Consider the following 26,348-nt stretch of genomic DNA (forward strand, 5'->3'; position numbering starts at 1 on the left):
GGTTGTGGTGATGAGTGGGGGAATGGGAATTTCAATATCGATAAGGTTTCCCCACTGCTTAGCAACAGGCGGCATTATGGAGCGCGTAAACTGAGCCTTATTTTTGATTTTTAAAGTGATTTATTAAATAATAAAATTCTTATTGCTTAATGTTATGAGTATTATCAATACTTTGTATTATGCAACTAATAGCCTATAAGATAGGGTGAATTGCTGTTTTTGAATCTTAATAGGCATACTCATTAGAGTGGAACTATTAAGTTTTATTTGCGACTGTCAGTATTTGTGTTGTTTGTTAGTACAACCCAAAGGTATGAAGGTAACCCTTATATTTCATGTGTTTATATTTTAAATACACGCGAAGGGTTTGGCATTTTACGTTTAAAATGGAAATAATTGTGACAGCCGATAAAAAGGGGAATCGGGACACGCCTATCCCACTCTACTTGCAAGTAAAACAATTGATCATTGAGAAAATCCATACAGGGCAATGGCAAGCGAATGATCGCGTTCCTTCTGAATCAGAACTCGTCAAACAGTTTGCATGTAGCCGCATGACCGCAAATCGTGCATTAAGGGAACTGACCGCAGAGGGATTACTAGTCCGCGTGCAAGGTATAGGTACTTTCGTTGCTGAGCCTAAAGGCCAATCGGCATTATTTGAAGTCCATAGTATTGAAGCTGAAATTCTTGCAAGAAATCATCATTATAGCTGTCGAATTATTAAATTAGAGCAGGTACCTGCTTCAATTTCACTGGCTAGTGAACTGAATATTTCCCCTGAAACTCCAGTATTTCATTCCATCATTGTGCACTACGAAAACGAAATTGCGGTGCAAATTGAGGATAGATATGTCAATGCATTGGCTGCACCTGAGTATTTACAACAAAATTTTACGACCATCACACCCCATGATTACCTGTCGATGGTTGCGCCTTTAACTGAAGGTGAGCATATTGTGGAAGCGGTTGAGGCCGATGAGCGAGCCGCTAAATTATTGAATATTGCTGTGGGATCATCCTGTTTGTTAATTTCTCGGCGGACTTGGTCTCAATCTTTTGTTGTCACCAGCACTAAACTGCTCTTTCCAGGACATCGCTATAAATTAAAAGGGCACTTCACCTCTTAATTAAAAAAAGCAACGCATTATTGTGTTGCTTTCTATCTTCACGTTAATCAATGCCTATACAGCCAGTATCCTGTCGCACAGACGATTATCAATATTGCACTGAAAATAAAAAACTTAAGCCATGAACGCTTTTTTGAAGCAGGTTGCGTATCAGTGGGCTGTGCATGAATTGTTGGTAGTGGGTCTACTTCAGTCTCAGTTGTCCACAGAGATTTAATGATCTGATGCAACTTCAGTTGCATGTCATGTGAAAGAACAATAGACGCATTATTCTCATCCAAAATGTGGAGAGTCGTGGTGATTTTTTGTGAAAGGGCAATCAAGTAGCTGCCGCGGATCGCCGTATATTGACGTCCATGATGTTCAATATCATCAAGAATGGTTGTTGGATATTCCGTAGAGCCATCACTGTTCATATACGCGAATAGGGAGGGGGGAGAGTCACTATTATCCCCTGAAATCAATTCAAAGCTAATTTGTGAGCCAACTTTTTTTGACGCGATCCAAAATAGAGTATCACTCAAATGATGAGCAAACTCTTGGGTTAATTGCTCTAGCCTCTCACTATTAGTCTCATGTCGCCTCTTTGCAAATTGAGTGAATAGGTTGTTTTCCATGATTTATCCGAATTTAGGTGTGCATTTTTTATCTTTAGAGATTTTAAACACATAGATAAGGTAAATAGTCTGAATTGGTTAGTCTCTTTAGATAATTTTGCATTTTAAAAAGAAAACTGACATTGCGTGTGCGGAAAAACAAATGATGTGAACCAAATGTAAAATTAATGTGATCTGAGCTGCATAATTAGAAGAAAAATTAACCGTTTTAAACATGGTGGTTTTAGTCATTGTTATTGATAAATAATAAAAAATTGGGTTTTTTAATCTTTTTTTCTTAATGGTCATGTTAAAAAGATTATTGATTGTACATGTATATACAACTATATCTATAGGGAGACATTATCAGTACAAACTGAATCTTTCGAAGAGGGTATGAATGTGACAACGATAAATAATAAATACAGGAATGGTGATATTAGGGCACCTCGTGGTAACGCTCTTAGTGCAAAGAGCTGGTTGACTGAAGCGCCATTACGCATGCTGATGAACAACTTAGATCCTGATGTCGCTGAAAATCCACATGAACTGGTTGTATATGGTGGCATTGGCCGTGCTGCTCGTAACTGGCAGTGCTATGACAAAATTGTTGAAACCCTCAAAAATTTAGAAAACGACGAAACCTTACTTGTACAATCAGGTAAGCCTGTGGGCGTTTTTAAAACGCATGAAAATGCACCTAGAGTGCTCATTGCTAACTCCAATATCGTTCCTCATTGGGCGAATTGGGAACACTTTAACGAACTCGATGCGAAAGGCTTGGCCATGTATGGCCAAATGACCGCAGGGAGTTGGATTTATATTGGTAGCCAAGGCATTGTCCAAGGGACATACGAAACTTTCGTTGAGGCAGGGCGCCAGCATTATAACGGTGATTTAACCGGACGTTGGGTATTGACGGCTGGATTAGGTGGTATGGGGGGCGCTCAACCATTAGCTGCGACGCTTGCGGGAGCTTGCTCACTGAACATTGAATGCCAACAAAGTCGCATTGATTTTCGTTTACGTACAGGTTATGTCGATGAACAAGCGACAGATTTGGATGACGCATTAGCGCGTATTAAACAATATACGTCAGAAGGGAAAGCCGTATCTATTGCCTTATGTGCTAATGCTGCGGAAGTCTTACCTGAATTAGTCAAACGTGGCGTTCGCCCTGATATGGTGACAGACCAAACGAGTGCCCACGACCCTTTGAACGGCTATCTGCCTATGGGTATGAGCTGGGATGAGTACCGTGAACGTAGTGTGAAAGACCCTGAAGGTACCGCAAAAGCTGCGAAAGCATCGATGGCGGAGCATGTTAAAGCGATGCTTGCATTTCAAAAGCAAGGTATTCCAACTTTCGACTATGGCAACAATATCCGTCAAATGGCTCTCGAAATGGGCGTCAAAAATGCGTTTGACTTCCCTGGGTTTGTACCAGCCTATATTCGCCCGTTGTTCTGTCGTGGCATTGGCCCTTTCCGTTGGGTAGCACTATCTGGTGATCCTGAAGATATCTATAAAACCGATGCTAAGGTTAAACAACTTTTATCTGACGATAAGCATTTGCACCGTTGGCTTGATATGGCGCGTGAACGCATTAGCTTCCAAGGTTTACCCGCACGTATTTGTTGGGTGGGTTTAGGAGATAGAGCTAAGTTAGGTTTAGCGTTTAATGAAATGGTGAGAAACGGTGAAGTTTCAGCGCCAATTGTTATTGGGCGTGACCACCTTGATTCAGGCTCAGTGGCAAGTCCAAACCGTGAAACGGAAGCGATGAAAGATGGCTCAGATGCGGTATCGGATTGGCCACTATTAAACGCACTGCTGAATACAGCAAGTGGAGCAACATGGGTTTCTTTACATCATGGCGGTGGTGTTGGTATGGGCTTCTCTCAGCATTCGGGGGTCGTGATTGTCTGTGATGGTACAGATGAAGCCGCTGAACGCATTGCCCGAGTGCTACACAATGACCCAGCTACAGGCGTTATGCGCCATGCCGATGCAGGTTATGATATTGCGATTGAATGTGCGCAAGAAAAAAATCTTAATCTACCGATGCTTAAAACACGCTAAGAGGTGCCAAAATGACTAAGTTAACTATTCATCCGGGTAAAATGACACTGAATGATTTGCGTCTTGTTCTTTCACAGGAAGTCATCGTTTCTTTAGACAAACGCTCTCATTCGGCAATTGAAAAAAGTGTGGCAACGGTAAATAAAATTATTGCTGAAGATAAAACAGCTTATGGCATCAATACCGGATTTGGCTTGTTGGCTAACACACGGATTGCGGCGAAAGATTTGCAATCATTGCAACGTTCAATTGTCATGTCACATGCTGCGGGTGTCGGTGAACCTCTTGATGATGAACTTGTCCGCTTGATTATGGTATTAAAGATTAATAGCTTAGCGCGTGGTTTTTCAGGTATTCGCTTAGAGGTTATTGAAGCGTTGATCGCGTTAGTGAACCACCAAGTTTATCCATTTATACCTGCTAAAGGCTCAGTAGGGGCATCGGGTGATTTGGCGCCACTAGCACATATGAGTTTAATTTTATTGGGGGAGGGTAAAGCACATTATCAAGGTAAATGGATCAGTGCGAAATCGGCTCTTGATAAGGCGGGATTAAAACCATTAAAGCTGGAGGCTAAAGAAGGTTTAGCGTTATTAAACGGTACTCAGGTATCGACCGCTTTTGCATTAAAGGGGCTATTTGAGGCGGAGAATTTGCTGCTAAGTGGTATTGTGTGTGGCTCATTGAGTGTCGAGGCAGCATTGGGGTCACGTAAACCATTTGATGCACGCGTCCATGAGGTTCGTGGTCAGAAAGGGCAAATCGATGTGGCGAAGCTGTTCCGTGATGTCTTAACACCAACCAGTGAATTGGCTCAATCACACGAAAATTGTGTCAAAGTGCAAGACCCCTATTCATTACGTTGCCAGCCTCAAGTCATGGGCGCATGTTTGACACAAATTCGCCAGGCCGCTGAAGTGATCCTCATAGAGTCAAATGCGGTCTCTGATAACCCTCTCGTCTTTACAGATAATGGCGATATTATTTCTGGTGGTAACTTCCATGCAGAACCGGTGGCGATGGCGGCGGATAATATCGCGCTCGCGCTGGCTGAAATCGGTGCGTTGTCTGAACGACGGATTGCTTTACTGATGGATACTCACATGTCCCAATTACCTCCTTTCTTGGTGAATAATGGAGGGGTTAATTCAGGGTTTATGATTGCTCAGGTAACAGCGGCTGCTTTAGCAAGTGAAAACAAAGCATTGGCACATCCATCAAGTGTGGATAGTTTACCAACCTCGGCAAACCAAGAAGACCATGTGTCTATGGCTCCAGCGGCAGGGCGTCGTTTGTGAGAAATGGCGAAAAACGTGACGGGAATATTAGCCATTGAATGGTTGTCAGCGTGTCAAGGCATGGATTTCCGTGACGGCTTAAAGTCAAGTGAAACGCTAGAAAAAGCACGTAAGATCTTGCGTGAGAAAGTCGCTTATTACGATAAGGATCGCTATTTTTCACCGGATATCGATGCAGCAATTAACCTCATCGCTGAACATCAATTATCAATGTTATTCACAGAGGGCTCACTCTTTTCCAATTAAGTCTTATACATCACGCAAATAATATACTCTAAATCATTCAGGATGTAGCCGCCTAAGCCGTAGAGCAGTCTTGCTCAAAGGCTACATCTTGATGCATCGCGAGTGTAAGTGGTCGGCAATGTATCGACCGCTTGTAGTATTTATCTGCACGACCATTATTAAAAACAATTATTACAATAATACGAAGGATAAATCATGCAAAGCACAACAAAACTTACGCGCGGACTTTCGGCGCGGCACATCCGGTTTATGGCCCTTGGGGCAGCGATTGGTACAGGCTTATTTTATGGTTCGGCAAAAGCAATTTCTACAGCAGGTCCTGCGGTGCTGATTGCTTATATTATTGGCGGTGCCGCGGTCTTTATGGTGATGCGCGCATTGGGCGAAATGGCCGTACATAACCCCATCGCGGGCTCTTTCTCTCAATATGCGAGTCATTATTTAGGCCCGCGAGCAGGCTTTTTTGCAGGTTGGACTTACGTCTTTGAGATGCTCATTGTATGTTTGGCTGACGTGACAGCTTTTGGTTTTTACATGAAACTCTGGTTCCCTGACGTCGCTCAATGGATTTGGGTCTTGAGTATCATCTGTTTTATTGGGGCAATTAATCTATGCCATGTCAAAGTCTTTGGCGAAATGGAGTTTTGGCTCTCTATTATTAAAATTGTCGCTATTGTAGCAATGATCGTGGGTGGTGCGGCGATTATGCTGTTTGGTTTTGGACAAGCCTCTGATCATGCTGTTGGCATCGCTAACTTATTTGAGCACGGTGGCTTTATGCCAAATGGGGTTGCTGGTGTGATTGCGTCATTTGCAGTCGTCATGTTTGCTTTTGGTGGGATTGAAGTGATAGGTATCACAGCAAGCGAAGCGAAAAACCCTGACGTCACTATCCCTCGGGCAATCAACGCTGTACCTATTCGTATCCTATTATTTTATGTTTTAACCCTCTTTGTATTGATGTGTATCTATCCTTGGAATCAGATCGGGCAGCAGGGCAGTCCATTTGTTCAAATCTTTGATAGTTTAGGTATTTCATCTGCTGCGAATATATTGAACGTCGTTGTGATTACGGCAGCTATTTCAGCGATTAACAGTGATATTTTTGGTGCCGGTCGTATGATGTATGGCATGGCCCATGAAGGCCAAGCTCCGAAAGCCTTCACTAAATTAACTAAAAATGGTGTGCCTTGGATGACAGTATTGGTTATGTCACTTGTACTGCTCGTTGGCGTCATATTAAATTACTTGATCCCAGAAAAAGTATTCTTAATTATTGCTTCTATTGCAACTTTTGCCACGATTTGGGTATGGTTGATGATCCTCGTTTCACAAGTTGCGATGCGCCGCAAAATGACACCGGAGCAGGTGAGTAAGCTGAAGTTTCCTGTGCCATTATGGCCGGTTGGCCCCGCGCTCGCCATCGTATTTATGTTGTTTATCTTTGGAGTATTAGGCTATTTCGAGGACACACGTATCGCCTTATATGTTGGTATTGTTTGGTTAGTCATCTTGGCCGGTGCGTATGCGCTGTGGGTGAAAAAACCTGAAACCACCAGTCAAACTCGCTATGAAGCGGAGTCGGTAGAATAACGAATGTTTTCATTTGGGCCTCCATGAGTGGAGGCCTAATCAGGTGAATTCTCTTTCTTGTCATTTCCTTATTATTTTATTGAATTAATCTGCTGATTTGTGTCTCACTTCATGGCAAACTTGAAGGCTTTCGATACACAGTCTGGAGAAACCCTTCTTGGAAAAGATCTTCGTTGATGAAGCTGTTGCTGAACTTCATACCATTCAGGACATTTTGCGTTGGACAATGAGCCGCTTTAATGCTGCCAATGTTTATTATGGTCACGGTACCGATAATGCATGGGATGAGGCGTTACAATTAGTATTGCCAACGCTTTATTTACCCCTTGATATACCGGATGAACTACTGACATCGCGCCTGACTCCGACGGAGCGTCATCGTATTGTTGAGCGTGTATTGCGTCGCATCAATGAACGGATTCCAGTTGCTTATCTCACTAATCGCTCCTGGTTCTGTGGTCACGAATTTTATGTGGATGAGCGTGTGCTAATCCCTCGTTCACCCATCGGTGAATTGATCAATAATCACTTTGTTGGGTTGTTAGCGGATGAACCTCAAACTATCCTGGATATGTGTACTGGTAGTGGTTGTATCGCGATTGCTTGCGCCTATGAATTTCCTGAAGCAGAAGTCGACGCTGTTGATATTTCGACGGATGTGCTGGCGGTAACAGAGCAAAATATTGCTAATCATGGTTTAGAACATCGAGTTATACCTATCCTCTCTGATTTATTCAGAGATATGCCAGACGTGAAGTATGATTTGATTGTGACCAATCCGCCTTACGTTGATGCTGAGGATATGGATGATTTACCGGAAGAGTTTCGTGTTGAACCCGAGTTAGCTTTAGCTGCGGGCAGTGATGGTTTAAAACTGGTTCGTCGTATCTTAGCTAATGCGCCTCGTTTCCTGACTGAAGATGGTGTGCTGGTTTGCGAAGTCGGTAACAGCATGGTCCATTTGATTGAACAATATCCAGAGATCCCATTTATTTGGTTAGAGTTTGAGTATGGTGGTGATGGTGTCTTTATGCTAACTCGTGAACAATTAGTTGAGCATCATGCACACTTTCAACTTTATATTGATTAAGTGAATCCTGCACGGCATTCTAATCAATCACAACATCACAATAACAATCATTGAATATTAAGTAGGAATTTGGCATGGCAGGAAATTCAATTGGGCAACTGTTTCGCGTGACGACATTTGGTGAATCTCACGGCTTAGCCTTGGGGTGTATCATTGATGGCGTACCACCAGGACTCGCCTTGACAGAAGCGGATTTACAGGGGGATCTTGACCGTCGTCGCCCAGGAACGTCTCGTTACACGACAGCACGCCGCGAGCCTGATCAGGTTAAAATTCTGTCTGGCGTGTTTAATGGCATCACAACGGGAACCAGTATTGGCCTGTTGATTGAAAATACTGACCAGCGCTCTCAGGATTACAGTGCCATTAAGGACGTATTCAGACCGGGGCATGCAGATTATACCTATGAGCAGAAATATGGTCAGCGTGATTATCGTGGCGGTGGGCGCTCTTCTGCTCGCGAAACAGCGATGCGTGTTGCAGCAGGTGCGATTGCTAAAAAGTATTTACAAGAGAAATTTGGTATTACAATTCGCGGCTGCTTGACCCAAATGGGTAGCGTAAAATGCGAAATCAAAGATTGGTCAATTGTGGAGCAAAATCCTTTTTTCTGTCCTGACCCGAGCCAGCTGGATGCACTCGATGAGCTTCTGCGTGGATTGAAAAAAGAGGGCGATTCCATAGGTGCTAAAGTCACGGTGGTGGCTGAAAATGTGCCTGCGGGCTTAGGTGAGCCTGTCTTTGACCGTCTAGATGCAGATATTGCACATGCCTTGATGAGCATCAATGCCGTTAAAGGGGTTGAAATTGGCGATGGGTTTGGGGTGATCGGCCTAAAAGGCAGTGAAAATCGTGATGAGATTACGCGAGAAGGCTTTACTTCGAATCATGCTGGGGGAATTCTTGGCGGTATCAGTAGCAGCCAGCCTATCATTGCCCATATTGCGATGAAGCCGACCTCCAGTATTACAGTGGCAGGTAAAACCTTAAATCGTGATGGTGAAGAGGTAGAAATGATCACGAAAGGCCGTCATGACCCTTGTGTCGGGATCCGTGCGGTGCCGATTGCTGAAGCGATGATGGCGATTGTTTTAATGGATCACTATTTACGTCATCGTGGCCAGTGTGCTGATGTTGTACCCGCGATGAAACCATTTAGCGAATTGTAATGGCCTATTCGTATGAGGGAGGAGATATCCTCCCTTATTTTAATGTGAAGGTTTGGATGACGCCTGCTTAAAAATACCTCATCTGGGCAGTGATACCCTGTTAGCCTTAACATACGTTATGTGTTGCGGGGTATATTACATATCTCAATCATGGCAATTCTGTAATTTGGATAAAAAATGGATTGGCTGACCGTTGTTGCACCTGAAGTTTATCTATTACTTTTTTGTGTTGCGTTGTTTGCAGGGTTTATTGATTCTATCGCGGGGGGGGGTGGCTTATTAACCATACCTGCACTATTGTCGGTTGGTATCACTCCTGTTGAAGTGCTAGCAACCAACAAGCTCCAAGCCGTTGGAGGATCTTTTTCATCGACGCTTTATTTTGTAAGGCGTAAGGCGATTAATCTGCGAGAGCAGATGTTCCCTTTTATCATGACAATCATCGGCGCCATGTTAGGTGCGATTCTCATCCAAATGATTAACACGGATTTTCTCAAACAGCTACTCCCTATTATGGTGATCTGTGTGGGTCTTTATTTCCTGTTATCACCTTCTATTGGTGCACAAGATCGTAAACAACGCATTAGTATGCCTGTTTTTGGGGTTGCTGTCGGGATGACTATCGGTTTTTATGATGGTGCATTCGGGCCTGGTACAGGATCATTTTTAGCGTTGGGTTATGTATTGTTATTAGGTTATAACCTCGCGAAGGCGACAGCTCATGCTAAGCTATTGAACTTTGCTTCAAATTTTGGCTCTTTGATATTTTTTATTATCGGAGGTCATGTTCTTTGGGTCTTAGGTTTTGTTATGCTTGTAGGGCAAATGGTGGGAGCAAGGTTAGGCGCTCGTTTGGTGTTAACTAAAGGGCAAAAGTTGATCCGACCAATGATAGTCATCATCTCCTTGTTGATGAGTATTAAATTACTTCATGATAGCCATGGCGATGCCATTAAAGCTTGGGTTGTTTCGTTATTTTAAGATGATTTGAATTTCCATGAGTAAACACCATTATCAGCAGTTGATCGATATTTTCGAACAATGCTTTTACAAAGAATATAATACTAAATTGGTGAAAGGTGACGATGAGCCAATTTATTTGCCTGCCGATGAGCAAACACCCTATCACCGTATTGTGTTCGCACATGGCTTTTTCACGAGCGCATTACATGAAATTTCACATTGGTGCATTGCTGGTGAAGCACGGCGTCAACAGGTTGATTATGGGTATTGGTATTGCCCTGATGGCCGTGATGAAAAAACACAATGTGAATTTGAAGTTGTTGAAATTAAACCACAAGCTTTAGATTGGCTGTTTTGTGTGGCAGTAGGTATCCCTTTTAACGTCAGTTGCGATAATTTAGAAGGTGATTTCGAACCTGACCGTATTGCATTCCAGCGTAAAGTACATGCCCAAGTGATGGAATATTTAGCAAATGGTATCCCTGAAAGGCCATTACGCTTTGTGAACGCATTACAATCGTTTTACAATACGCCACCACTTTGTGCAGAAGCCTTCCCTTATCCGGAAGACATTTTTGCCTAATGATAGATTAACGACAGTAAGGATTAAGCATGCTTGCCGATTTTGAAACACGCATACTGACAAAAATTGATGATATGGTCGAACACGCGAGTGACGATGAACTCTTTGCGGGTGGCTATTTGCGTGGGCATTTAACCCTTGCTGTAGCAGAACTTGAACAAGAAAATGAAAGTAGTGCGGATGCCCTTTATCAGCGTGTTGAAGCCAGTATTCAACAGGCCATTAAAGGCGGAGAACTCACACCACCTGATCAGGTATTGGTGTTAGATATGTGGAAATCATTACTTGATGAAGTACGTTAAGCGACTTGTCATTTTTTGTTAAAGGGGAGGAAACTCCTCTTTTTTTATAGGGTTTTTTATGTTTTTTATTCGTCAGGCCGTACCTTCTGATGCCAACAAGTTACCTGAAATTGAACGCTCGGCTGCGCAACTATTTCGTGACCATCACCAATATGCTTGGATTGCTGCTGATGATGTACAGTCAGAACAAGATCACTTAACACACATTCAGCAGAATATGGAATGGGTTGCTGTTAATGATGACGACCAACCTATTGGTTTTATCAACGCTGAAAAGTTAACCGACAGCCTGCATATCAATGAAGTATCAGTCTGCCAATCTTGGCAAGGCAAGGGAGTCGGCCGGAAGTTAATCCTTCATGTTCTGAATTATGCATTGCAGCAGCAGTTTGCATCTGTTTCATTAACCACTTTCCGCGACGTTCCATGGAATGCGCCATATTATCAGCGCTTAGGGTTTTCTTTGATTGAAACCTCAGAGCTAAATTCGGAATTGAAAGCTATCTTAGCGCAAGAAGTTGAAGCGGGCTTTAATGCTGAAGAACGTTGTGCGATGCGTATGAGCCTGAAATCAATATAACCATATTGTGAGTTTGGATACTGAATTAAAGCGTTTTTTCGCGAATGAAGTGGAATATATCTCGTGATGGGCTTAATCATCAATTTTCTGAAGTAAGACAAATAGCTGATTAAGCCGCTGTTCAATTGGCGTTGTTATCTTTAAACGTTGATGACAACGCATCGCTTAGGCGTCGTCAGTATTTTCATTGTCAGCAAAGCAGCTTATGGTTTAGATGATGGCTTGCCTACTTTGACTTCCCGACCTTTTAGTAACTTTCTGACCCAAAAGCGGTTTGGATGTAAAGCCGCGAGTGTTTCATCATCTAAAGGTAAAGGCTCATCAAAAATTTGTGCGGCGAGCAACTCAGCACATAAAGGCGCCGTCGACAGACCTCGTGAACCTAATGCCCCTAACATAAACAAATTAGGGTAGGCAGGAGCAGGGGGGATGTCAGCTTGTTGCTTAATCTGTTCAGGCAAATTTTCGTAGGCCACCATTAATTGTGCAAAGTTAGGAATATTGCCCACCAGTGGCATATGGTCACGGATAACACAGCGGATCCCTTGACGAGACTGTTTACCTGAAACATCAACCTCTTCAGGCCAGCTAACATCGGCTAAACTATTGATGAGTTTTTGGCGATTATCCTGTTGGTCAGCTTCACTGTAATCAAAATCCAACTGGTCACGTTGGTAGCTAGCACCAATACAATGTTGCAGATTATTTGGATTAACAGGGGTCAAATAGCCTTCGTAACATAAGACATTATTTAGTTGGCTAAGGGTCTGTGTCGTTGGTATGTGGCTGACTTGCCCTTTGACGGGGGTAACCGGTAATTGCTGAGTTTGTGGAAATTGATTGAGCAAGTGACCATTAGCAATAACCACGGTTTGATGCACAAATTGCTGTTGTTGACCCGCGATCTCCGCCGTTAATTGCCAACCTTCACTAGCGTTCTGTAACTGTGTAATATCATGATTAAAATAAAATTTTACGCCATTATTATTAAGATACTGCATAAGGGCATCACAGAGTTGAGCAGGAGATAACCAGCCCCCATTAGCATAATGGATCCCTGAATGATTGACGTCTAAGCCTGCCAACTCGCTTAATTGCTCGCGTGTTTTTTCGGCTGCAAATGCCTCTGGCCAATCAGTCTGGAGCATCGCGTCAATTTTTCGACGACTTCTGTCATGATAAGCCAGTTCAGAGACGCCACACCACTGCCCATCAAATTGAAGACCTAATGCCGAAAGATGATGGTAAAAGCGATGCGCATATGGAAATGCACTCACAAAGAAGCGTTCTAATGGGGTATCACGGCCATTAAGCAAAGGATAAACTGCACCTTGGCGATTACCCGATGCATTTTGGGCAACGTGTGGATCTTTGCAGTAAATAGTGACATTAGCCCCACGTTGGATTAAGGCGTATGCGCTTGCCAAACTGGCGAGCCCGCCACCAATAATAGCAATATCAGTTGGTTGTGAAGCTGGCTGTCGCGTAAACCAAGGTGTCATTTTTATGTCATGTTTGGCCGTTAAGCTACCTGTCAGCATTTCTCGTTTACGGCCGAAGCCTTTGATTTTTTTTATGGTGAAACCTGCTTGCTGTAAACCTCGTTTTACAAAACCCGCTGAGGTAAAAGTGGCAAATGTTCCTCCTTCTCGAGCAAATTTAGCCATTGCAGTGAACAGTTGTTCGCTCCACATTTGTGGATTTTTGGCAGGCGCAAATCCATCTAAAAACCAAGCATCTATCTTATTGTTTAAATTGCAATTAAGTCGAGGTAATTGTTCGTTTACATCACCAAACCATAAGTCAAGAATGATTTCCCCATTTTTTAACACAATACGTTGATTACCTGGTAAAGGTTGAGGCCATTGTTCACATAACATGTTTGATAGGGGAGCAAGCTCAGGCCAACGGCTGTGTGCGGCTTGAAGGTCTTTTCGACTAAGAGGATATTTTTCAAAGCTAATAAAATGCAAACGCTGTAGCTTTGCTTGAGGATGATTTAACTTAAACTGTTCAAAACATTGACATAAAGTGAGAAAGTTCAACCCAGTACCAAAACCTGTTTCAGCGATAACACAGGTTTCAAAAGGATGTGTTTCAAAGCGGCTTGGAAATTGATTTCCTTGCAAAAAGACATAACGGGTTTCTGCAAGGCCATCTTGATTAGAAAAATAGACATCATCAAACTGTTCTGAAATTGGAGTGCCTTCTTCATTCCAGCTAAGGCGGGCTGCTTCTACTACCGACTTTTTCACACTCATGCCTGTTATTATGCAAATAATCGTTAAATTTTAGCGCTGAACAAGCGTTAAGGCTACCTTTGAATAAAAAGGTTATTGTACTAGAGGAAAAAAAAATACAAATATTTACCCTGATCGGACTTGTTCAGCTTACAAGTGTAAGCTAAAGTGGCAACCTGTAATCCCGTACTCACATTATTAAAAGACATGAGGTAATGAATGAAGCGTGCAGTCATCACTGGCCTGGGTATTGTTTCCAGTATTGGTAATAACCAGGAAGAAGTACTGGCTTCTCTGAAGGAAGGTCGTTCCGGGATCACTTTCTCAGAAGAATTCAAAGAGGCGGGGCTGCGTAGCCACGTCTGGGGTAATGTAAAAATGGATACTGACGGCTTGATTGACCGTAAGATCCGCCGTTTCATGAGTGATTGCTCCGTTTATGCCTACCTATCTATGGAACAGGCTATTAGTGATTCGGGCTTAACAGATGAACAGATTTCGAATTTACGCACGGGGTTAGTGGTTGGTTCAGGTGGCGGTTCTCCACGCAACCAAGTCGCTGGCTCTGACGGTATGCGTGCAAAAGGCCTTCGTGGTGTTGGCCCTTATATGGTGACTCGTGCAATGGCATCGGGTATCTCAGCTTGTCTAGCCACGCCATTTAAAATCAAAGGGGTGAACTACTCAATCAGTTCTGCTTGTTCAACATCTGCACACTGCATTGGTCATGCGGTAGAGTTGATCCAACTTGGCAAACAAGATGTTGTCTTTGCTGGTGGTGGTGAAGAACTGAGCTGGGAAATGACCTGTGAATTTGATGCCATGGGTGCGCTGTCAACGAAGTACAATGAAACGCCAAGCAAAGCATCAAGAACTTACGATGTTGATCGTGATGGTTTCGTTATCGCTGGCGGCGGCGGTATTGTGGTTGTCGAAGAGTTAGAACATGCATTAGCTCGTGGTGCTCATATCTATGCTGAAATCGTTGGTTATGGTGCGACTTCAGATGGTGCAGATATGGTTGCTCCTTCTGGTGAAGGTGCTGTGCGTTGTATGCAAATGGCGATGCAAGGTATTGAAGGCAAAGTCGATTATATCAATACTCATGGTACTTCTACGCCAGTCGGTGATACTAAAGAACTCGAAGCTATCCAAGAAGTCTTTGGCAGTGAATCACCAGCCATTTCAGCCACGAAAGCAATGACTGGGCACTCTTTAGGTGCAGCAGGGGTTCACGAAGCGATTTATAGCCTGTTGATGTTGGAACATGGTTTTATCGCACCAAGTATCAACGTAGAAACCTTGGATCCGAAAGCGGAAGGACTGAATATTGTCACTAAACCAACGGAACAAGCACTAGAGACCGTCATGTCAAACAGCTTTGGCTTTGGTGGAACGAATGCCACTTTAGTCATGAGTAAATATAAAGGCTAATTGAATCCTAGCTGACATGTATGAGATGAGAAAGCGAGAGTATAACGCTCTCGCTTTCTATTATTAGTCACTCCCGCCGCCACCACAGTCTCCTCCTCCTGAATCACCGCTAGAAAAGTTGTAATCATGACTTGAAGATGAATTATCTGAAGCGGTTGTCGCTGGAAGAGATTGATGACTTGATGAGGCAACCTTTTGTTGTGAACGAAAGATATTTTTTCTGATATCAATAATTTTAGATTTATCTTCAAGGATACCAATCGTAATGGTACTCACATTTTTATTGATACGTAGAATTAAGATGCCATTACAATAGATATAGATCTTTCCATCGGCTTTCACTAATAAACGGCCATTATCATCTATCTCAGTGATGGTAGAAGGGAATTGACTACTGATTTGGTATCTATCATTTAATAGCGTTGCAAACTGATTATGACGAAGTGGTTTGGGCTGCCATTTTAATAAGGATTGCAATACGCTAACTAACATAGTGAGAATGATTCCATTCGAAATTATAGTCGACAATATTAAAGTATAAATCGAGACTAACAATAGAGTCACTCTCTGATTTTTTAAGTAAGTTCTCTATTTTTATATTGTGCTACTGCTTTAGAATAAAAAAAGCCCCTATATAAAGGGGCAATGTTTAGTCAAAAAGAGCGATATTGATTGTTGAGCGAATTTAAGAGTGTTCGCGGGTTGTCGCTTGATGTTGACGTTTTTTACGAATTAATTTCACGATAGGGGGTAACACAAGGACTAATACCGCCATCACGAGCAAACATTGAGAGATTGGGCTATTCCAGAGAATATTAAATTCGCCATTACTGATTGATAAAGAACGGCGTAAGCTTTGCTCAAGCATCTCCCCGAGAACGAAACCAAGGATTAAAGGGGATAATGGAAAATTCATTTTCCGTAGGATATAGCCAAAGACACCAAGCCCCATCATCAGAAGCAGATCGAATGTTGTACTATGCACAGCATACACGCCAACCGCGGATACCGTAGCGATTGCAGGCACTAAGAACCAAAGGGGCACGGTTAACATGCGGGTGAATAAACCGATTAATGGAATATTCATAACGAGTAAGACAATATTAGCGATCAGAAGCGCTGCAATTAATCCCCATACGATATCTGGCTGCTCAGTAAACATGCCAGGGCCTGGAGTTATATTATACAGTGTCAATGCGCCCATCATGACGGCAGTGGTTCCTGAACCGGGAACACCTAAAGTGAGCATGGGAATGAATGATCCACATGCAGAAGCATTATTTGCAGCCTCAGGTGCCGCGACACCACGTACATCACCGTTACCAAACTGGCCATTTGCACCACTGATTTTTTTCTCTGTCATATAGGTGATAGCACTGGCAATGGTGGCACCAGCACCGGGGAGCACACCGACAAAGAAACCGACCAAAGAAGAACGTAAAGTTGGACCTGCACAGGCTTTAGCTTCTTTGCGGTTAAATAGCATGCGTCCTGTTTTGCGGATTAAACCTTGCCCTGTTGCAGTGCCTTCTAACATCAGCAGTATTTCGCTGACAGAGAATAGCCCAATCACCACAACAATAAATTGGATACCATCGGATAAGTTGACGCTACCAAAAGTAAAACGGTATTCGCCTGAGTTTGCATCGACGCCAACAGTAGCGAAGGCAAGACCAATTAAGGCTGCTAATAGCGATTTAATTGGGTTCTGACTCATCATGCTGCCAAGACAGGCGATGGCAAACACCATGAGGGCAAAATATTCCGCGGGGCCAAACGCGAGAGCCCACTGGGCGAGTAGAGGGGCGAATAAAATGATCCCAAAGATAGCAATGGTTGAGCCAATAAATGAACTGACAGCAGAGATGGATAGCGCAACCCCACCTTTACCTTGCTTAGCCATTGGATAGCCATCAAGCGTTGTCATAATGGCGGCGGCATCGCCGGGGACGTTCAGTAAAATAGAAGAGATTCGGCCACCATATTCACAGCCTAAATACACCGTCGCTAATAATATTAAAGCTGACTCTGCGGGAAGTTTTAGCGCAAAGGCCAGTGGTAATAGGATGGCAACGCCATTGATAGGACCTAGCCCCGGTAACATGCCAACAACCGTGCCAATAAAGCAACCAATAAGTGCGATTAGCAAATTTTGTGGAATTAATGCAACTTCAAAACCTTGCGAAAGATACATCCAAGTTTCCATGGCTATCTCCTTAATTAAACAGGTTGCCAATAGGCAAGGTGACATCCAGTAATTTGTCGAAGGCATAGAATAGAACGACACCTAATATTGGGCCGGAAATAATGGCGGCTATGGGTGTCGCGCCAAACAACAGCGCAATACTGATCGTCAATAAACTGGTAGATAAAGGAAAGCCTAGCCACTCAAACACCCAAGCATAAATGACCAATGACAGGATGAGTAATACTAAGCGACGTAAAACATATGGCTTTGGCCATTCAATTGCTTCTTGTTTACCAAAAAGCAAGATGAAGGCACATAAAGCCATTAATGAAAGTATGGCTATCGGGAAAGGGCGGGGGCCCAGTGGTTCATAAGAAAACTCACTTTGGATCCCCCAGCCAATATAAAGACCGATACCACACAATATTAGCCAGACGATGGCAAATATGCGTTGGCTCATCAACGGCCTCCGTTATTTCGCTAAACCGAATGAACGAGCTTGTTCACGGTATTGTTCGATCTCTTCTTTGACATAGTTGTCAAGTTCTTGGCCGACTAAGTTGTATTCAAATAAACCACGTAGCTCGCGTTGTTTTTTGAATTCATCGGTTTGTTGTAATTTTTTGAAGGCTTCAACCCATTGGTTATAATCTTCATCCGACACTTTCGGTCCCATATAGAAACCACGAATAATTGGCCATTCGATGTCATAGCCTTGTTCTTTCGCTGTTGGGATATTTTCGAGGCCATCACCCAGGCGCTTGTCGGAATAAACGGCTAACACACGCACTTTGCCATCGTTAAGGTAAGGGGCCATTTCACTCATATCACCAGACATGACCTGAATGTGATTACCGAGTAAAGCGGTTAATGTTTCACCACCACCTTCAAAAGCGACATAACGCATTTTGCGTGGGTCAACATCGATTTGTTTTGCCAGTAACGCCGTCTTCATCCAATCTTGGCTACCAATTGAGCCACCAGCGCCAAAGACAATGCTATTCGGGTCTTTCTTGAAAGCGTCCATGAGTTCTTTCAGGTTTTTGTAAGGTGAATCTTCACGGACAGCGATCATGCCATAATCACTACCTACACTGGCGAGCCAGCGTACATCGTTTTCGTTATAACGACCGAATTTCCCTTGGGCGAGATTCAGTAGCGATCCGCCGGAGAATGCCACAATGGTTCCTGGTTCAGCAGGGCGTTGAGCAACAATCGCATTATAGGCGACAGCACCAATTCCCCCTGGCATATAGGTCACTCGCATCGGTTTTTCGATTTCTTTGGTTTCCAACATGGAAACTTGAACCAACTTACATGTTAAATCAAATCCGCCGCCCGGTTTTGCTGGTGCAATACATTCAGTGCGTTCAGGTAATGCTACCGCTTGATTAAGGCCAGCAAAGAAAAGTGCAGCAGCTAATGTGGTTAATGATATTTTTTTCATTCTTTATTTCCTCACGAAAAATCAGATAAAGAGAGACTTCATTGTTGTTTTTCTAATCATTATCATTGGCTAGTAAAGCTTTCATTTACCTTTCATTAACAAATGAAGTTGTTTTTTTGTGATGTATATCAGATTGCTTATTATTTGTTATTTTAAATTGTTAATTTAATGTTAATTTGTGTTTATGGGTATTCTTGTGAACCAGCTTGAAAATATTGCACTTAAGCATTTCATTTCTCAGGGGTTAATGCGAACGTATATTTATCATGGGATGAATTGAGAGCATGGCAAATGAGGATATTATTAGTTGAAGACCATGATGAGTTGTCATTGTGGTTGCAAAAAGCACTGAGTGCGACAGGTTTTGCGGTTGATATTGCGAGTGATGGTGCAATTGCCGACCAGCTATTACAGACGGAAAGTTATTCGTTAGTCATATTGGATGTTTCTTTGCCGAGAATCAGTGGCTTAGATGTGCTCGCACAGATGAGAAAACGGGGCCAAGAGACCCCTGTGTTGTTGCTAACAGCAAACTCAGATGTCTCTGACAGAGTCAAAGGATTAAATGCGGGGGCGGATGATTATCTTACTAAACCTTTTGATTTATCTGAGCTAGAAGCACGGATCAGAGCGTTATTACGACGTAGCCAAGGGCAAGTTAATGAACCCCAACGTTTTGGTTCACTTTGTTATCATGAAGAAGGGTATTTCTTAATAGGGTTAGAACCGTTAGCGTTAACGCCAAGAGAATTTGCCGTATTGAATACCTTGTTTCATCGTCGTGGACGGCCAGTGTCAAAGACACAATTATTTGAACAGGTGTTTTCATTATCAGAGGAAGCCAATTTACAGAGTATTGAACTCTATGTGCATCGTGTAAGAAAAAAACTCTCGGGAACCGATGTCAATATCAATACGCTTCGCGGATTAGGATACCGATTAGAGCAGTGTAGTGTATGAAATTAGTCTCTCATCCACGCTCTCTCTTTCATCAGTTGCTGCTCTTCTTCGGTATCCCCCTCATTGTATTAGGGGGATTTACAGTATATACCCACTACTACAGTGCAAAAAATGCAGCTAACCAAGCATACGACAGAACCTTGCTCGCATCGGCACGTACTGTTGCAGAGCGATTAAAAGTAGAAAATGGTCATTTGATTGTTGATGTCCCGTATGTTGTTTTAGACAGTTTTGAACGTAATATTAATGACCGTCTGTTTTATCAAGTGATTGAACCTAATGGGAAGACTATTTCAGGCTATGATGATTTACCTGAGATCCCACCTAATTGGATGCGTTCTCAACACTATACAGCGCTTGTCTATTTTTATGATGCCGAATATAAAGGCTTACCTATCCGAGTTGCCACGTTTTACCAACCAGTTAATGAAGGTGGGATGATGGGGATGGTGCAGATCCGTGTTGCCGAAACGGTTTCTTCACGCCATGAATTTGCTAGACAATTATTAATATCCTCGTTAATGAGTCAAGGCACCGTCGTTTTTCTCACCTTAGTATTAGCGTATTTACTACTTAGTAAGTTATTAACACCATTGAAAAATCTATCTCAATTGATGATGGGACGTTCGGCTAATGATTTAACGCCATTCCCTGATATTTTGCCATGGTCAGAGTTATCACCGCTTGTTGATGCATTAAATCGCTATATTGAAAGGCTTAAAAGAATGGTAAAGCGACAAGAGCGCTTTAGCGCGGATGCTTCACACCAATTAAAAACGCCTTTAACCGTCTTAAAAACACAGGTTTCGGTGGCGCTGAATAGTGATGATGAACAGCAGCGGCAGCAAAGCTTGCAGGCTATAAACAACACCTTAGACAGCACGATTATATTAACGGATCGCTTATTACAGTTAGCGCGTTTAAAAGCGCACGAAAAAGAAGCGATTCGTCAATATAGCGCAATTAACTTAGTTGAATTAGCCCAACAAGCCTGTTTTACTCGCTTAGGGCAAGCGGAAAGTAAAGGAATTGATCTTGGTTATGAAGGCGAAGAGCAATCATGGATTAAAGGAGAGCCGATATTATTGGCAGAAATGTGTGCGAATCTCATCGATAATGCCATTAAATATACCCCTGATAACGGTATTGTGACTGTTCGGGTGTCATTGAGTGAAGATAACAAGTACACCATATTAGAAGTGGAAGACTCAGGACCGGGTATACCAGATAAAAAAATTAACCGTTCAATGGAAGCATTTACTCGTCTTAATAATGCATTGAGTCTTGAAGGTTCAGGGTTAGGACTGGCTCTAGTGAAAGACATTGCCATTTACCATGGTACAGAATTACAACTTTTGAAAGGAAACGAGCTAGGTGGATTATTAGCCCGAGTTGTTTTTCAAACCAGTAAAGAGCTGGGCAAAAAATAATACAAATGTTATTGAGAATGTTTGTCTGATTTTTAGCGAAAATAGCCAATGCATTAGGGGGAGAGTTTCCCCCTAATCGTGAATGTTCTATTTGTTTATTTGTTTAAAATCCCACTCTTCTAATGCTTTTATTGCATGGGGAACTTTATATTTCGCGGCTAACTGTAGGTAGTCATAGGCTTTTTGCTGGTCTTCTTTACTTTTTGAACCGACTAAACCATGGTAATACAATTCTGCGAGTTTATATTTTGCTAAAGCATGATGTATGCCTTGTTCTAAATCAGTCATTGCATAATATTGGGCGGCACGAGCGTAATCTGTCTCGATACCATCTCTCTCAAAATAGAGTAAATCGCCTGCCAGATGAGCCGTGTTACTGTCATTCAACTTAGCCCCTAGGTCAAAATAATAGAGCGCCTTTTGAACACCTTTTGGAAAATTAAGGTCATCTTCATTTAGATAGAGATGGCCAAGCGCATTGTAGGCATCCGCGTTACCGTTTTTACCTGATAACTCATAATAGTAAACAACTTTCACGGGATCGAAAGGTGCTTGGGTACCTCGTGAATAAATGATGGCTAATGAATAAGCCGCGGAGGCGTCACCTGTTTCTGCTTTCTGCTGTTTGTCGATAATTTCATCTCGATAATCACCATACTGCTGTTCATTTTGTTGATGCTCATATTCAGCTTTAACGGCTTCGCGTTCGGTATCAGAGAGAGTATTAAGCAATTTTATCTCAGGGATATCTTTCCCAGCCATTAAGCCATAATAATAAACTTTTTTAGCATCACCTTTTTCAAGATAAGCATCATAAAGCTTATTGATAGCTTGATGACCACGGTATTCTAAAGAGGTTTCATACCATTTAATCGCAGTATCAAGATCTTTTTTAACACCACAGTTTCCATAAAAATAGACATCACCTAGTTTATTTATAAGTGCACTAGGGCTGTCCGTGTGGTAATAATCATTGCCTGAGAAATGACTTTTTTCTAACCATTGAGTTAAATACAACGTGGCAGCATTTTCATCAAAACGTTTGTTTTGACAATTCTCATTAGAAAAACTGGCTTGATATAAGTATTCCATTGCTGTCGGATAGCCTTTTTCATAAGCCATTTTTAGGTAACCTAATGCCTTCTCCGGATCGCGTTTATTATAATAGTTGTATAACTGTATCAGTGCTTGATTGCGTTGAGCTGCTTCATCTTCTAATAGGGCTAGGTAGCGCTGATTATCACTTGGGTGTAGTTGCTGATTACTTTTATCACTAATCCCCTGATGATAAAGCGTACTTAAATAGTCAAAAGCAGACTGTGATATTTGCGTATCGCTCGATTTTAAACCTTGATTAAGGTATTTAATCGCTGTTTGGTATTGCTCAGAATATGTTTTTATCTCGGCATTATTCAAATCAAACCAAGCTAGCTGAACTTGTGAATAGATATCACCTTTTTCGGCGCCCTGTTGGTAAAGTTGATATTTTGTCTCATAATCATCCCTCGCTAATAGCTTATCAAGGTATGGAATAGCACGTACATCACCAGCATCAACGCTTTTGCGATACCATATTTGGGCAGCTTGGCTTTGCATATTATCTTGATACCAATTAGCTATATTAAAATAGGCTTTAGTATCACCATTTAGGGCGGGGGATACGGTGGTATTAAAGAATTTAATACTGTCAGCAGCATGTTCTGAATTTGGATATTTATTTAACCAGATAATTGCGTCTTGCCAATTAGGAAGTAACAGCCACTTTTTTTCCTCATGATCATAATAACCATTCTGGAGTAGGCTTATATACTGATTAATTGCTTGCTCATGGTTTTCGTTAGCCGCTTGTTCAAAATAATAAACGGCTTTTTCAATATCGCGTTTTGTGCCAAAACCGTATAAATACGCATTAGCAAGTTCATATTTGGCTAATAGACTATCATCTATCACATTGAGATAAATATCAAAATTGTCCATTAATTTGATATCATAGTCTCCTATTTCACCTGCGGCTTGATAATATTTTCGAGCTTTGGAGCGATCGATATTAACCAGTTTGCTACCGGTTAAATATTGCTTGGCTAATTTATCAGCGTATTCTTGATTGCCTAATTGAATGAGTTGCTGGTAATAACCAAGTACTTTGTTCTGGTTTTTTTCAATCAGATCGTTTTTAGTGTAAAAGTGAATGCTGTCTATTAATGCTTGCTGATGATCACGCTGTGCACTGGCAGCGAGATATTTCAGCCAAATTTGTTGATTCGGATTCTGCCCATATTGACCTTTTCTATAGGCATTAGCGAGTTTATAGAGTGCATCACTATCACCGTGATTGGCTTTTTCGAGTAATTGAGTGAAATCACGATGGTCGGTTTTAATTCTTTTAAGTTGTGATGCCATATGGCTATTAGCAGGCGTTTTGATGCTAAAGTAATAAGATATCGCTTTTTCATAATCAGGATTGATGCCATATAGGCCTTTTTGGTAAATTTCACCGAGTTTAAATAAACATGTGTTACTTCCTAAATCCGCGCACTTTTGGTACCACGTCACTAAATCTTTCTGAGTTAAGCCTGTCAGGGACATAAACTTTGTCTTGTTATAAGGCTGACTATTTTGATAGTTAATGTCATCAAGGTTATGGATAATATAGATGGTGGCATCAATACTCCCCAAGTCTGAAGCCTGTAAAAGCAGATTGAAATAGGTTTTAAGTTCACTCTCTGTTGCTGAACTGATATCTTGAATTTTGGCAAGATGATTTATTGCATATAAATAAGTGATATGCGCATCTTTTCCTACTAATGATTCAACAAGTGCTGTTGCTTCGGCATTGTGCTCATTCAATGCAAAGGCGATAACCAATTCTTGGGCTTTTGGATGATGCATACCGTAATTAAATAAGAGGGCATATGCATCGTGAAGCTCTTTTTCATTCAGTGAACGATCATATTTGTGGTATTCGAAAGCATTAATAATCTGTTTTAAGGCCGCCTCTTCTTGTCCAGTTTGGTATTTAAATAATGCGTTTGCATAATGGAGCGCGGCTTTGCCGGAGTATTTACTGGTCACTTCATAAAGTTGAAAAGCTAGCGCGTGATTTTTTTGTGGATCCTGTTGAAGTAAGTAGTCGGCGTAATAGTAGCCTAATTTTGATAAATAGGGTGGATTGGCATCCTCTTTCAAAAGTGAAAGGATAAACTGTTCATCTAGGCCATTAACGGGTTGTTCATCATAATAAAGTTGTACTAATTTAATGCTCGCTATATTTTTTTCTGGCTTAAGAGTTAAGCTTTGTTTAAAGAGAGCAACCGCCTTGGTGAGATCTTTTTGGGTACCAATCGCATTGGCATATTTATCAGCTAATTGATTGATAATATCGGGTTCAGATGAGTAATCTCGAGCTTTTGCATTGAGTTCAAAAGATATTTTAGGATCATAAAGGTCAGTGCGTTTATTACCGTACACGCCACTTGCGGTGATGAGCATTTCCGCTGAGCTCGGAAACTGATTGAGCCCTTCAAGCGTATATTTTGTGACAATGGCATTCAGTTCTTTATTCGGAAAATGGTAGTGATTAAGCGAGTGATTAATTAAATCAAGGATTGCATCTAAATTTCCCAAATCAGCGGATATGGCGAGATATTTATCAGCGAGTTCTCGATTAGTTTTAAAATGAATATCGTGAATATGACCAGAATATATCTGGTAGAGCTGAGAGACGGCATCTGGATAGTTTGCATTAGCGGCATCAATAAGGTATTGCGGTTCTGACTTTGTCATTACATAGTGTAGGTAGAGGGCTTTTGGCGATTTTTTCTCGATTAAAGGTTGTAAATACTCGATAGCTTTAAGAAGATCTTTATGAAAACCATCGCCAGAGTAGAACCTTTCAAACAGCGTATAATAGGCACTGTCATCACCTTCAGCCGCGCGCTGTTCAAGTTGCTGGCGTTGCCTATTTTGCTCTTTAGGAGTGAGATAACCCTGTACAGAGAGGGGAGCGGCTTCTAAATATAATTGATTAAAATCGAAGTATTGCATAGCATCTTGGATACTTTGTTCATATTTATCAGCAAGCTGTATATTTTTTTCTATGCCATAACCCCCCTCACGATAAATGTGTGAGAGCAATAGCGCGGCGATAGCGAAGTTATCCTTTATCAAAGGCTCCAATAGACTAACGGCTTTTTGATAATCCTTATCATATTGGTAAGCGATACCCGCACTACCATATTTGGCGAGCCGTGAGCCTTGTTGACTTGCTCGCGTAAAATAATATCGAGCAAGTTCATAATCTTTTTTAATCTGTGTATGTTGGTTATCGAGGTAAATTATTCCTAATAGTTCTTGAGCATTTAATACCCCAAGGTCAGCGGCTTTATTTAATGATGTCAGTCCATATAAATCATTCGGGGTGTCAGCTATTTGTTTGTAATAACGAAAATAGCCTAAATTGTACAAGGCACTAGGATTATTTTGATCAGCAGATTTGATTAGCCATTCTATCGCCAGTGGTTTATTTTGGGCTGTACCAATACCATTCCAGTACATCATTGCAAGACTAAACGCAGACTGTGGGTCACTGTGTGCCCGCTGATTAAAATATTTAAATGCTGAGGCAAAATCCCCATCATAATATAATTGGTAACCCATCTGAGCGGAATGAGTTGCCTTTTTTTGAATTAAATGCAGCCCTGAAATAACAAAAATAGCGATGAATACAATCAACACAATTTTAACGCGTTTAGTCATTATTATTCCTATTGTGACTGATCTTTATTCACGAACAGAAAAATTCTATTTAAATATCAGCCTGTCATATTTGGTTTAATGAATTTAGGTCTAACTAAAAAAAGAACGCTATATTAAGTGAAATTTTCATTCAAGGATAAACCATTGATGCTGATTTATTATGGACAAATATCATAAAATGATAAAAGAAAGGACAAAGGAAGTGAGTGGCTAAGAATATGTTGATTGAAAAACATAGCCCCACAAGTGTGGGGCATATGAA

The 26,348-nt window shown here is 41.8% G+C and carries 19 protein-coding genes and 1 pseudogene; 13 read left to right on the top strand and 7 right to left on the bottom strand.

The features are described 5' to 3' along the window. Positions 1–386 precede the first annotated feature (386 nt). Positions 387–1,130, top strand: coding sequence for a histidine utilization repressor (hutC, locus tag ACWPW6_RS07530; RefSeq protein ID WP_154624001.1), 744 nt, complete (start codon positions 387–389; stop codon positions 1,128–1,130). 47 nt (positions 1,131–1,177) lie between these two features. Here the strand turns inward: hutC and ACWPW6_RS07535 are convergent, their stop codons facing one another. Further along, the gene (locus tag ACWPW6_RS07535) at positions 1,178–1,747 is read right to left on the bottom strand and encodes a hypothetical protein (protein WP_250000327.1); all 570 of its coding nucleotides are present in this window, start codon (positions 1,745–1,747) and stop codon (positions 1,178–1,180) included. A gap of 375 nt (positions 1,748–2,122) precedes the next feature. Here ACWPW6_RS07535 and hutU point away from each other — a divergent pair, with 375 nt between their 5' ends. The 9 genes and pseudogenes from hutU to ACWPW6_RS07580 all read left to right on the top strand — a co-directional run bounded on the left by hutU (position 2,123) and on the right by ACWPW6_RS07580 (position 11,632). After that, positions 2,123–3,808, top strand: a complete 1,686-nt coding sequence (hutU, locus tag ACWPW6_RS07540) for a urocanate hydratase (protein WP_154624003.1) — start codon at positions 2,123–2,125, stop codon at positions 3,806–3,808. An 11-nt stretch (positions 3,809–3,819) separates the two neighbouring features. After that, positions 3,820–5,352 (top strand): annotated as a pseudogene (gene hutH, locus ACWPW6_RS07545) (histidine ammonia-lyase). 195 nt (positions 5,353–5,547) lie between these two features. Further along, on the top strand, positions 5,548–6,945 hold the full coding sequence (locus ACWPW6_RS07550; protein WP_250000329.1) for an amino acid permease: 1,398 nt from the start codon (positions 5,548–5,550) through the stop codon (positions 6,943–6,945). A 157-nt stretch (positions 6,946–7,102) separates the two neighbouring features. Further along, positions 7,103–8,035, top strand: coding sequence for a 50S ribosomal protein L3 N(5)-glutamine methyltransferase (prmB, locus tag ACWPW6_RS07555; RefSeq protein ID WP_250000331.1), 933 nt, complete (start codon positions 7,103–7,105; stop codon positions 8,033–8,035). A 74-nt stretch (positions 8,036–8,109) separates the two neighbouring features. Then, positions 8,110–9,204: a chorismate synthase gene (gene aroC / locus ACWPW6_RS07560; protein WP_154624007.1), complete on the top strand. Its 1,095-nt coding sequence runs from the start codon at positions 8,110–8,112 to the stop codon at positions 9,202–9,204. 177 nt (positions 9,205–9,381) lie between these two features. Then, positions 9,382–10,185, top strand: coding sequence for a TSUP family transporter (locus tag ACWPW6_RS07565; protein WP_163861094.1), 804 nt, complete (start codon positions 9,382–9,384; stop codon positions 10,183–10,185). A 16-nt stretch (positions 10,186–10,201) separates the two neighbouring features. Beyond that, positions 10,202–10,750: an elongation factor P hydroxylase gene (locus ACWPW6_RS07570; RefSeq protein WP_154624009.1), complete on the top strand. Its 549-nt coding sequence runs from the start codon at positions 10,202–10,204 to the stop codon at positions 10,748–10,750. A gap of 29 nt (positions 10,751–10,779) precedes the next feature. Next, on the top strand, positions 10,780–11,052 hold the full coding sequence (locus ACWPW6_RS07575) for a YfcL family protein (protein WP_154624010.1): 273 nt from the start codon (positions 10,780–10,782) through the stop codon (positions 11,050–11,052). 58 nt (positions 11,053–11,110) lie between these two features. Continuing rightward, on the top strand, positions 11,111–11,632 hold the full coding sequence (locus ACWPW6_RS07580; RefSeq protein ID WP_250000333.1) for a GNAT family N-acetyltransferase: 522 nt from the start codon (positions 11,111–11,113) through the stop codon (positions 11,630–11,632). Positions 11,633–11,835: 203 nt separating this feature from the next. Here the strand turns inward: ACWPW6_RS07580 and mnmC are convergent, their stop codons facing one another. Next, a complete protein-coding gene (mnmC, locus tag ACWPW6_RS07585) occupies positions 11,836–13,887 on the bottom strand; it encodes a bifunctional tRNA (5-methylaminomethyl-2-thiouridine)(34)-methyltransferase MnmD/FAD-dependent 5-carboxymethylaminomethyl-2-thiouridine(34) oxidoreductase MnmC (RefSeq protein WP_250000335.1) in 2,052 nt (683 codons plus the stop codon). Between the two features lie 204 nt (positions 13,888–14,091). Between mnmC and fabB the strand changes: the two genes are divergently transcribed. Further along, entirely contained in the window at positions 14,092–15,306 is a 1,215-nt protein-coding gene (gene fabB, locus ACWPW6_RS07590; protein ID WP_154624013.1) for a beta-ketoacyl-ACP synthase I, read from the top strand. Positions 15,307–15,369: 63 nt separating this feature from the next. Here fabB and ACWPW6_RS07595 read toward each other — a convergent pair whose 3' ends face one another. The 4 genes from ACWPW6_RS07595 to ACWPW6_RS07610 form a co-directional block, all read right to left on the bottom strand. After that, positions 15,370–15,798 (bottom strand): hypothetical protein, encoded by a 429-nt coding sequence (locus tag ACWPW6_RS07595; protein ID WP_154624014.1) that lies wholly within the window; start codon positions 15,796–15,798, stop codon positions 15,370–15,372. Positions 15,799–15,991: 193 nt separating this feature from the next. After that, positions 15,992–17,512, bottom strand: coding sequence for a tripartite tricarboxylate transporter permease (locus ACWPW6_RS07600; protein WP_154624015.1), 1,521 nt, complete (start codon positions 17,510–17,512; stop codon positions 15,992–15,994). Positions 17,513–17,522: 10 nt separating this feature from the next. Then, complete coding sequence (locus ACWPW6_RS07605) at positions 17,523–17,954, bottom strand: tripartite tricarboxylate transporter TctB family protein (protein ID WP_163861100.1); 432 nt, start codon at positions 17,952–17,954, stop codon at positions 17,523–17,525. Between the two features lie 12 nt (positions 17,955–17,966). Beyond that, positions 17,967–18,941 carry a Bug family tripartite tricarboxylate transporter substrate binding protein gene (locus tag ACWPW6_RS07610; RefSeq protein WP_163861102.1) on the bottom strand — a complete coding sequence of 325 codons (975 nt, stop codon included), beginning with the start codon at positions 18,939–18,941 and terminating at the stop codon, positions 17,967–17,969. A gap of 291 nt (positions 18,942–19,232) precedes the next feature. Between ACWPW6_RS07610 and tctD the strand changes: the two genes are divergently transcribed. Together tctD and ACWPW6_RS07620 are read left to right on the top strand one after the other, a co-directional pair. Continuing rightward, positions 19,233–19,901, top strand: coding sequence for a transcriptional regulator TctD (gene tctD / locus ACWPW6_RS07615; protein ID WP_154624017.1), 669 nt, complete (start codon positions 19,233–19,235; stop codon positions 19,899–19,901). Continuing rightward, the gene (locus tag ACWPW6_RS07620; RefSeq protein WP_163861103.1) at positions 19,898–21,331 is read left to right on the top strand and encodes a sensor histidine kinase; all 1,434 of its coding nucleotides are present in this window, start codon (positions 19,898–19,900) and stop codon (positions 21,329–21,331) included. The genes tctD and ACWPW6_RS07620 overlap by 4 nt, the downstream gene beginning before the upstream one ends. Positions 21,332–21,418: 87 nt before the next feature. Here ACWPW6_RS07620 and ACWPW6_RS07625 read toward each other — a convergent pair whose 3' ends face one another. Beyond that, positions 21,419–26,086: a tetratricopeptide repeat protein gene (locus tag ACWPW6_RS07625; protein ID WP_250000337.1), complete on the bottom strand. Its 4,668-nt coding sequence runs from the start codon at positions 26,084–26,086 to the stop codon at positions 21,419–21,421. Between the last annotated feature and the right edge of the window lie 262 nt (positions 26,087–26,348).

This window comes from Providencia sp. Marseille-Q8014 (genome assembly GCF_965112055.1).